The 6,842-nt window shown below is 68.6% G+C and carries 8 protein-coding genes; all 8 read left to right on the forward strand.

Annotation, left to right across the window (positions count from 1 at the left end; all coding sequences use genetic code 11):
• The first annotated feature begins 232 nt into the window (after positions 1-232).
• The 8 genes from hisD to hisI all read left to right on the forward strand — a co-directional run bounded on the left by hisD (position 233) and on the right by hisI (position 6,647).
• Positions 233-1,552: a histidinol dehydrogenase gene (hisD, locus tag ACRDTL_RS06455; RefSeq protein ID WP_431505880.1), complete on the forward strand. Its 1,320-nt coding sequence runs from the start codon at positions 233-235 to the stop codon at positions 1,550-1,552.
• Positions 1,549-2,673: a histidinol-phosphate transaminase gene (locus ACRDTL_RS06460; protein ID WP_431505881.1), complete on the forward strand. Its 1,125-nt coding sequence runs from the start codon at positions 1,549-1,551 to the stop codon at positions 2,671-2,673. Before hisD ends, ACRDTL_RS06460 begins: the two co-directional genes overlap by 4 nt.
• Complete coding sequence (gene hisB / locus ACRDTL_RS06465) at positions 2,670-3,284, forward strand: imidazoleglycerol-phosphate dehydratase HisB (RefSeq protein WP_431505882.1); 615 nt, start codon at positions 2,670-2,672, stop codon at positions 3,282-3,284. Before ACRDTL_RS06460 ends, hisB begins: the two co-directional genes overlap by 4 nt.
• A complete protein-coding gene (hisH, locus tag ACRDTL_RS06470) occupies positions 3,281-3,895 on the forward strand; it encodes an imidazole glycerol phosphate synthase subunit HisH (RefSeq protein WP_431505883.1) in 615 nt (204 codons plus the stop codon). The genes hisB and hisH overlap by 4 nt, the downstream gene beginning before the upstream one ends.
• A gap of 82 nt (positions 3,896-3,977) precedes the next feature.
• The gene (gene priA / locus ACRDTL_RS06475; RefSeq protein ID WP_431505884.1) at positions 3,978-4,709 is read left to right on the forward strand and encodes a bifunctional 1-(5-phosphoribosyl)-5-((5-phosphoribosylamino)methylideneamino)imidazole-4-carboxamide isomerase/phosphoribosylanthranilate isomerase PriA; all 732 of its coding nucleotides are present in this window, start codon (positions 3,978-3,980) and stop codon (positions 4,707-4,709) included.
• Positions 4,710-4,715: 6 nt separating this feature from the next.
• Positions 4,716-5,516 (forward strand): inositol monophosphatase family protein, encoded by an 801-nt coding sequence (locus tag ACRDTL_RS06480; RefSeq protein ID WP_431505885.1) that lies wholly within the window; start codon positions 4,716-4,718, stop codon positions 5,514-5,516.
• A gap of 1 nt (position 5,517) precedes the next feature.
• Positions 5,518-6,303, forward strand: a complete 786-nt coding sequence (gene hisF / locus ACRDTL_RS06485) for an imidazole glycerol phosphate synthase subunit HisF (RefSeq protein WP_431505886.1) — start codon at positions 5,518-5,520, stop codon at positions 6,301-6,303.
• Complete coding sequence (gene hisI / locus ACRDTL_RS06490) at positions 6,300-6,647, forward strand: phosphoribosyl-AMP cyclohydrolase (RefSeq protein ID WP_431505887.1); 348 nt, start codon at positions 6,300-6,302, stop codon at positions 6,645-6,647. Before hisF ends, hisI begins: the two co-directional genes overlap by 4 nt.
• Positions 6,648-6,842 lie beyond the last annotated feature (195 nt).

Genomic DNA, 6,842 nt, shown 5'->3' on the forward strand with positions numbered 1-6,842 from the left:
GTCCTGTGATCGGCGCAGTCCGCACAGGAGCGTCCCGGGCACGGCGCGCAGGTACGGTTCGCGACGATCACCCCGCTCGTGATCGCCGCGCCCCGTACCGCGGGGCCTGCGGTGGGGCCGTGAGGTGTGGCGCAGACCGACCACGCACAGATCGCGCCCGCGCGTCGCGCCGCCGTCGGGCGCGTCCACTGCTGACGCGAACCTGTCGGTCGGCCCCCGTACTCTGAGGGGCATGCTCCGCCGACTCGACCTGCGCGCCGAACCCCTTCCCCGCACCGCCATGCTGCGCGGGCTGCTGCCCCGGGCCGAGGCGGACGTGGACGCGGTGCTGCACCAGGTCCGGCCCGTCGTCGAGGCGGTGCGCGAGCGGGGCGTGGACGCGGCGCTGGAGTTCGCCGAGAAGTTCGATCACGTACGGCCCAGCGGGGTCCGGGTGCCGGAGCAGACGCTCAAGGGGGCGCTGTCGGCGCTCGACCCGGGCGTGCGCGCGGCCCTGGAGCTGTCGATCGAGCGGGCGCGCAGGGTGCACGCCGACCAGCGCCGGCGCGACGTCGTCACGCAGGTCGTGCCGGGCGGCACCGTCACCGAACGGTTCGTGCCGGTGCGCCGGGTCGGGCTCTACGCGCCGGGCGGGCTGGCCGTCTACCCGTCCAGCGTGATCATGAACGTGGTGCCGGCCCAGGAGGCGGGGGTCGAGTCGCTGGTGGTGGCGTCGCCGCCGCAGGCCGAGCACGGCGGCCTCCCGCACCCCACGATCATGGCCGCAGCGGCGCTGCTCGGCGTCGAGGAGGTCTGGGCCGTGGGCGGCGCGCAGGCCGTCGCCCTGCTGGCCTACGGCGGCACCGACACCGACGGCGCCGAGCTGACGCCGGTCGACATGATCACCGGGCCGGGCAACATCTACGTCACCGCGGCCAAGCGGCTCTGCCGCTCGCAGGTCGGCATCGACGCCGAAGCCGGGCCAACCGAAATCGCGATCCTGGCCGATCACACCGCCGATCCGGCACATGTGGCCGCGGACCTGATCAGCCAGGCCGAACATGACGAGATGGCCGCCAGCGTGCTGGTGACGGCCAGCGCCGGGCTGGCCGACGCCACCGACGCCGAGCTGGCGGCCCAGCTGGAGACCACCGTGCACCGACAACGGGTGAGCGCGGCGCTGTCCGGAGGCCAGTCGGCGATCATCCTGGTCGACGACCTCGACGCCGGCATCCGCGTGGTGAACGCCTATGCCGCCGAGCACCTGGAGATCCACACCGCCGATGCGACCGACGTTGCCGGCCGGATCCATTCGGCCGGCGCGATTTTCGTCGGCCCGTGGTCGCCGGTCAGCCTGGGTGACTACTGTGCAGGTTCCAACCACGTGCTGCCCACCGCGGGCTGTGCCCGGCATTCCGGCGGCCTGTCGGTGCAGACATTTCTGCGTGGCATCCATATCGTCGACTACACCGAGGCTGCGCTCAAAGACGTGTCCGGGCACGTGATCACGCTGGCCAAGGCCGAGGACCTGCCCGCGCACGGCGAGGCGATACGGCGGAGGTTCGAGCGATGACCCACCGCCCGACGCTCGACGAGTTGCCGCTGCGTGACGACCTGCGCGATAAATCACCGTATGGCGCACCACAATTGGAAGTTCCGGTTCGGCTGAATACCAACGAGAACCCGCATCCGCCGCCTACCGCACTGGTCGACGACGTCGTGGAGTCGGTGCGGGACGCGGCGGCCGGCCTGCACCGCTACCCGGACCGGGACGCGGTGGCGCTGCGCCGCGACCTGGCCGCCTATTTAACCGCGCAGACCGGTGTGCCGCTCGGCGTGGAAGACCTCTGGGCGGCCAACGGTTCCAACGAGATCCTGCAGCAGTTGCTGCAGGCATTCGGTGGCTCCGGTCGCAGCGCAATCGGCTTCGTCCCCTCTTACTCGATGCACCCGATCATCGCCGACGGCACCCGCACGGAATGGATCCAGACGGTGCGCGCCGATGACTTCAGCATTGACGTCGAGGCCGCGGTCGCCACGATCACCGAGCGTCGTCCCGACGTGGTATTTGTCGCCAGCCCCAATAACCCGAGCGGACAAAGTGTTTCGCTGGACAAGCTGCGACGGCTGCTCGACGTCGTGCCCGGCATCTTGATTGTCGACGAGGCCTATGGCGAGTTCTCCTCACAACCCAGCGCCGTGCAGCTGGTGGCGGAGTATCCGGCCAAGCTGATTGTCACCCGCACCATGAGCAAGGCGTTCGCGTTCGCCGGTGGCCGGCTCGGGTACCTGATCGCCACCCCGGCGGTGATCGACGCGATGCTTTTGGTGCGGCTGCCGTATCACCTGTCGTCGCTCACCCAGGCTGCCGCCCGGGCCGCGCTGCGGCACGCCGACGACACACTGGCCAGCGTGGCCACGCTGATCGCCGAACGGGAGCGGGTGAGCGCGGCGTTGAGCGGCATGGGGTTTCGGGTTGTCCCGAGTGACGCGAACTTCGTGCTGTTCGGACAATTCGCCGATGCGCCGAGCGCCTGGCAGCGCTACCTGGACGACGGTGTCCTGATTCGCGATGTCGGTATTCCGGGCTACCTGCGGGTCACCGTCGGACTGGTTGAGGAGAACGACATCTTCCTGCAGGCCAGCGCACGGATAGCCGCCACCGACTTGGCCCAGCCGTTAGGAGCGTCATGACAACCAGCCGCCGCGCCCGCGTAGAACGCACCACCCGCGAATGCAATATCGTCGTCGAACTCGACCTCGACGGCACCGGGCAAGTTCAGGTCGACACCGGAATCCCGTTCTACGACCACATGTTGACCGCGCTGGGCAGCCACGCAAGTTTCGATCTGACCGTGCGCGCCAAGGGCGATGTCGAGATCGAGGGCCACCACACCATCGAGGACACTGCGATCGTGCTCGGCCAGGCGCTGGGCCAGGCGCTCGGCGACAAAAAAGGGATCCGGCGGTTCGGGGACGCCTTCATCCCGATGGACGAGACGCTCGCCCACGCCGCGGTCGACGTGTCCGGGCGGGCCTACTGTGTGCACAGCGGGGAGCCGGACCACTTGCGGCACTTCACGATTGCCGGTGGCGGAGTACCGTACCACACCGTCGTCAACCGGCATGTGTTCGAGACGCTGGCCGCCAATGCCCGCATCGCGTTGCACGTGCGCATCCTCTACGGCCGCGACCCGCACCACATCACCGAGGCCCAGTACAAGGCGGTCGCCCGCGCGCTGCGCCAGGCCGTCGAATCCGATCCGCGGGTGTCGGGGGTGCCGTCCACCAAAGGCACGCTGTGAAGTCGGTTGTGGTACTCGATTACGGTTCGGGCAACCTGCGGTCGGCACAGCGCGCGCTGGAGCGGGTCGGCGCGTCGGTGCAAGTGACCGATGACCTGGCTGCCGCGGCGGCTGCCGACGGGCTGTTTGTGCCCGGCGTCGGCGCCTTCGAGGCTTGCATGACCGGCCTGCGGGCAATCGGCGGCGATCAGGTCATCGCCGAGCGGGTTGCCGCCGGGCGACCGGTGCTGGGGGTATGCGTCGGCATGCAGATCTTGTTCAGCCGCGGGGTGGAGTTCGGGGTGGAGTCGGGCGGGTGCGGGCAGTGGCCCGGCGCGGTAACCCGGTTAGACGCCAAGGTGATCCCGCACATGGGCTGGAACGTGGTGGCCGCGCCGCAGAGCACACGGCTCTTCAAGGGCTTGCGCGACGACGCCCGGTTTTATTTCGTGCACTCTTATGCCGCGCAGCGCTGGGAGGGCGGAGCCGACGCGCTATTGACCTGGGCCACCTATCAGGTGCCGTTTCTGGCCGCGGTCGAGGATGGCGCGTTGGCCGCTACCCAGTTCCACCCGGAGAAGAGCGGCGACGCCGGAGCGACCGTGCTGAGCAACTGGGTCGAAGGACTATGACGAATTCCGCGAAAGTGCATTCCGCTACGCAAACGTCGAGAACGGGTGTCGGTAGTTGCACTTTCGCGGCACAGGAGGGAATGTGCTGATCTTGTTGCCCGCCGTTGACGTCGTCGACGGGCGCGCGGTGCGTCTGGTGCAGGGCCGCGCCGGCAGCGAAACCGAGTACGGCTCAGCGCTCGACGCCGCGCTGGGCTGGCAGCGCGACGGCGCCGAGTGGGTTCATTTGGTCGACATCGACGCCGCATTCGGCCGAGGGTCCAACCGTGAACTGCTCGCCGAGGTGGTCGGCAAGCTCGACGTGCACGTCGAACTGTCCGGCGGCATTCGCGACGACGACTCGCTGAAGGCCGCGCTGGCGACCGGATGCGCACGGGTCAATCTCGGGACCGCGGCGCTGGAGAACCCGCAGTGGTGCGCTCGGGTGATCGCCGAACACGGTGACCAGGTTGCCGTCGGACTGGACGTGCGGATCGTCGACGGCGAGCACCGGCTGCGCGGCCGCGGCTGGGAGACCGACGGCGGCGATCTGTGGGAGGTGCTGGAACGCCTTGACCGCCAAGGGTGTTCGCGGTTCGTCGTCACCGACGTCACCAAGGACGGCACGCTGGCCGGACCGAATCTGGATCTGCTCGGTGCAGTAGCCGAGCGCACCAATGCCCCGGTGATCGCGTCCGGTGGGGTGTCCAGCCTCGATGACCTGCGCGCCATTGCGACGCTGACCGGCAGCGGGGTCGAAGGGGCTATCGTAGGCAAGGCCCTCTACGCCGGACGATTCAGTCTGCCGCAGGCGTTGGCGGCGGTAGCGGGGTAGGGCGTGATGGATCTCGACGCGCTGGTGGCCAAGGCATCGGTGATTCTCGACGCCGTCGCCGAGCCGTTCCTGCAGGGGCATCGCGCCGATTCGGCGGTGGCCAAGAAGGGCGACGACTTCGCCACCAAAGTCGATCTGGCCATCGAGCGGCAGGTCGTCGACGCGTTGGTGGCGGCCACCGGAATCGAGGTGCACGGCGAGGAGTTCGGCGGCCCAGACGTCGACTCGCCGTGGGTCTGGGTGCTCGACCCGATCGACGGGACCTTCAACTACGCCGCCGGATCCCCGATGGCCGCGATTCTGTTGGGCCTCTTGCACGACGGCGATCCGGTCGCGGGCCTGACCTGGTTGCCGTTCACCGGGGAGCGATATACCGCCGTTGCCGGTGGCCCACTGATCAAGAACGGTGCGCCGCAGGCACTGCTGGAACCGGCTGAGCTGTCCGACGCGATCATCGGCATCGGCACCTTCAACGTGGACTCTCGCGGACGCTTCCCCGGACGCTACCGGTTGGCCGTGCTGGAAAACCTCAGCCGGGTGTCGTCGCGGCTGCGTATGCACGGCGCCACTGGCATCGACCTTGCCTACGTTGCCGATGGAGTACTCGGTGGTGCAATCAGTTTCGGTGACCATGTATGGGACCACGCGGCCGGGGTGGCGCTGGTACGGGCCGCCGGCGGCATCGTGACCAATCTGGCCGGAGAAGAATGGAGCCCCGAATCGCGGTCCGCGCTGGCCGCAGCGCCCGGCGTACATGCACAACTGCTCGACATCCTGTGCCGCATCGGCAGGCCGGAGGACTACTGAAATGTATTTCAACGATGGTCTTGCGGTGCGGGTGATTCCATGCCTGGACGTCGACGACGGCCGGGTGGTCAAAGGCGTCAACTTCGAAAACCTGCGTGATGCGGGCGATCCCGTCGAACTCGCCGCGGTCTATGACGCCGAGGGAGCCGATGAGTTGACGTTCCTCGACGTGACGGCGTCGTCGTCGGGACGTGCCACCATGCTGGAGGTGGTGCGCCGCACCGCCGAGCAGGTGTTCATCCCGCTCACCGTGGGGGGCGGGGTGCGCACGGTGGCCGACGTCGACGGGCTGCTTCGGGCGGGCGCCGACAAGGTGTCGGTCAACACCGCGGCGATCGCCCGCCCGGAGTTACTGGCCGAGATGTCGCGCGCGTTCGGTTCGCAGTGCATCGTGTTGTCGGTCGACGCGCGCACCGTACCGGCCGGGTCGCCACAAACGCCGTCGGGCTGGGAGGTCACCACGCACGGCGGAAGGCGCGGCACCGGTATCGATGCCGTCGAATGGGCATCCCGCGGCACCGAACTCGGGGTGGGGGAGATCCTGCTGAATTCGATGGACGCCGACGGTACCCAGGCCGGCTTCGACCTGCCGATGCTGCGCGCGGTGCGCGCCGCGGTGAGCGTGCCGGTGATTGCCAGCGGCGGCGCCGGTGCCGCCGAGGATTTCGCGCCCGCGATTTTCGCCGGGGCCGATGCGGTGCTGGCGGCCAGCGTGTTTCACTTCGGGCAGTTGACCATCGGCCAGGTGAAGGCCGCCATGGCCGCCGAAGGGCTGGTGGTGCGATGACTCTGGACCCCGAAATCGCAGGACGACTGAAGCACAACGCCGACGGACTGTTCACCGCCGTCGTTCAGGAGCGCGGCAGCGGCGACGTGCTGATGGTCGCCTGGATGGACGACGCGGCGCTGGCCCGCACCCTGGAAACCCGCGAGGCGACGTACTTTTCGCGCTCCCGCGGTGAGCAGTGGATCAAGGGCGCCACCTCCGGCCACACCCAGCACGTGCACTCGGTGCGCCTGGACTGCGACGGGGACGCGGTGCTGTTGGTGGTCGACCAGGTCGGCGGGGCGTGTCACACCGGTGATCACAGCTGCTTTGACGACGACGTGTTGTTGGGGCCGGAGGACTGACCGGCGGGTTTTCCAGCCCGGCATCTCGCCGGTGGCGCGTGTCAGCCAGGTCGAGTAGTATCGAAAACATGTGCGGCTCCTCAGGTTTGTGTGGGGAGTTTGGGGTGTAGGCCGCCGAGGCATAGGTAGATCATCGAGGTCAGTGTTTGGGCTGAGTGGTGTCCGTAGCCGCGGGCGTTGATGAGCCGGATTTTG

It is taken from the genome of Mycobacterium sp. (assembly GCF_050700595.1).
GTDB lineage: Bacteria > Actinomycetota > Actinomycetes > Mycobacteriales > Mycobacteriaceae > Mycobacterium.